At 63.0% G+C, this 2,120-nt stretch carries 3 protein-coding genes; all 3 read right to left on the minus strand.

Going from position 1 to position 2,120, the window contains the following annotated elements:
- Window positions 1-680 (minus strand): NAD(P)-binding domain-containing protein (locus tag B7449_RS17415; RefSeq protein WP_048883931.1); only part of this gene is annotated, 680 nt, incomplete at its 3' end.
- Between the two features lie 16 nt (window positions 681-696).
- Window positions 697-984 (minus strand): MSMEG_0570 family nitrogen starvation response protein, encoded by a 288-nt coding sequence (locus tag B7449_RS17420; protein ID WP_039733278.1) that lies wholly within the window; start codon window positions 982-984, stop codon window positions 697-699.
- A partial coding sequence (locus B7449_RS17425; protein WP_082084934.1) for an MSMEG_0565 family glycosyltransferase occupies window positions 972-2,120 on the minus strand: 1,149 nt, incomplete at its 5' end. The genes B7449_RS17425 and B7449_RS17420, both read right to left, overlap by 13 nt.

Below are 2,120 nucleotides of genomic sequence, written 5' to 3' on the forward strand. Positions count from 1 at the left end.
ACCGTAAGGTCGTAGAAGTGCATGTCCGCAAGCCAGTCCACAACGTCCCGCCCACGGTAGAAACGCGAGACACGCGGGGCGGAGCCAACACACAGATGGACCTTGCGTTTTTCAAGGAACAGGTCCTCGACGATCTGCGCGCCGGACTGGCCGCTGCCCACGACCAGCACAGCCCCTTCAGGCAACTGGGCCGCGTTGCGGTAATCCTGCGAGTGAACCTGATGGATGGCGGGGTCGATCGCGCTGGCATAGCCGGGGATGACCGCGTCCTGATATGCGCCTGATGCGATGACAACATGTTTCGCGTGCCACGTCTCACCACCTGCTACCACGCGGTAGCCACCACCTTCATGACGCGTGATGGAGGTAACGGCTGTGTGCTCGCGCAGAGGCGGATTGAAGGAGTTCACGAAGCCCCTCACGTAGTCAATAATTTCCTGCTTCACCATAAAGCCGTGCGGGTCTTTCCCCTTGTAGGGATGACCGGGAAGTTTGCACTGCCAGTTCGGTGTGACCAGGCAGAAATTGTCCCAGCGCTCATCATCCCACGAATGGCAGGCGGTCTTTGCCTCAAAGACGATGTGCTCCACCTTCTCGCGGCAGAGATACCAGCTCATGGAGAGCCCGGCCTGTCCGCCACCCACGATGATGACAGGGATGCTTTTCTCGTTCTGTGTCATGGTCGTTCTTTTCGTCTCAATAACTGAAAGACAGGACGCGCACCTGCGCATCGGGTCGATTGAGAAAAGGCGCACTGGCCTGCCTTATGGCCTGAAGCTGGCCAAGGGCGCGGCTGCATGGGAAGCCGTAGCGGGCGCGCACCCGCTCGCTAGCTGCCGTCAGGGCGGTGTTCGCCTTTTCAAGAAACTCCCGGACCGGATAATCCTGACCGGGCGTGAAGTGGTCCCTTATGACCAGCGAGGGGGAGTAACAGTCAGTCTCCTTCCCATCGGGCCAGCGCACACGAAAGGTCATTTCGGGCATGGTGAAAGAGCTCCTGAAGCAAGGGCATCGGTGCGCGACCGCGCCGCCAGACGCCGGTATGCGGGGAGGTGACGGCTGGCGACGCGTCCCCAGTCGAAACGGCGGACCGTTGCGGGGCCGCTGGCCCGGAAATGGTCACGGCTTTCGACGCGCAGGGCGTCGCGCAATGCCATGAACAAGGTGTCGGGGCGCGCCGGTTGGCACCACAGCGCATCCGTTGCCGGAAAATGCTCCGTGAAAGGTGCGATTGCCGGCACAATAACTGGCGTGCCGCAAGCCAGGGCTTCCAGCGGACACAGCCCGAACCCCTCGGTTACGGATGGATAGGCCAGCACGTCCGCCTGCCGGTAGAATGAAGGCATGTCTTCATCCGCAACCGGCCCGGTGATGGTGACATGATCGGCCGTACCGCTTTCGCGCAGACGCGCCATGAACCGGGTGCGGTAGGCAGAATGATCCAGCAGCGAAGCCCCGCCTACCACAACCAGATGCACATCAGACCGCTCGCGGCGAAGGGCCAGAAATGCGTCGAGCAATTGCAGCGTGTTCTTGCGCCGCTCGATCCCGCCCACGGACAGGATCAGGTGCTGATCGGCAGGCAGATGATACCGCGCCCGCAACGCGGCATCGTGCGCGGTTGCTACGGGCGAAAAGTGCACGGGATCAACCCCGTTGCCCACGACCGGGGCTTCGCGGCCATGGTCGTTGCGCAGGACCTCTTCCCACATTGTGCTGACGGTAAACAGTTCGGCCGCCGCCCTGATTCCCCGTTCCTGCCGCGCGGCAAGGACCGGGTGCGTGAAATGGTCAAGATGGTGGACCGTGCGGGCAAAGCCCGGTATCCGTCCATCTTCCACCAGTTCGGCCAGTGCATTGGCGCTGATCGGGTCCTGCGCGTGCAGCACGTCAAAATGCTGCCCACGCAGGGCGTCCCTGATCTCGCCAATGCGGCGCTCCACCAGCATTGCCAGGTCGGTCTCGGGCACGGCCGGGATGCAGTTTGTGGCGCAGCGGGGCGTGCGGAAGAAACCGGCTCCGGTCACGTCCGGCGCGATGAGCGTGGCGTCGTGGCCTGCGTCGCACAGGGCTTCTGCCAGCGCCATGCCGTGCACCACACCGCCGCGCGGATTGGTCGA

Origin of the sequence: Komagataeibacter intermedius TF2 (assembly GCF_000964425.1) — a bacterium.
Taxonomy (GTDB): Bacteria; Pseudomonadota; Alphaproteobacteria; order Acetobacterales; family Acetobacteraceae; genus Komagataeibacter; species Komagataeibacter intermedius.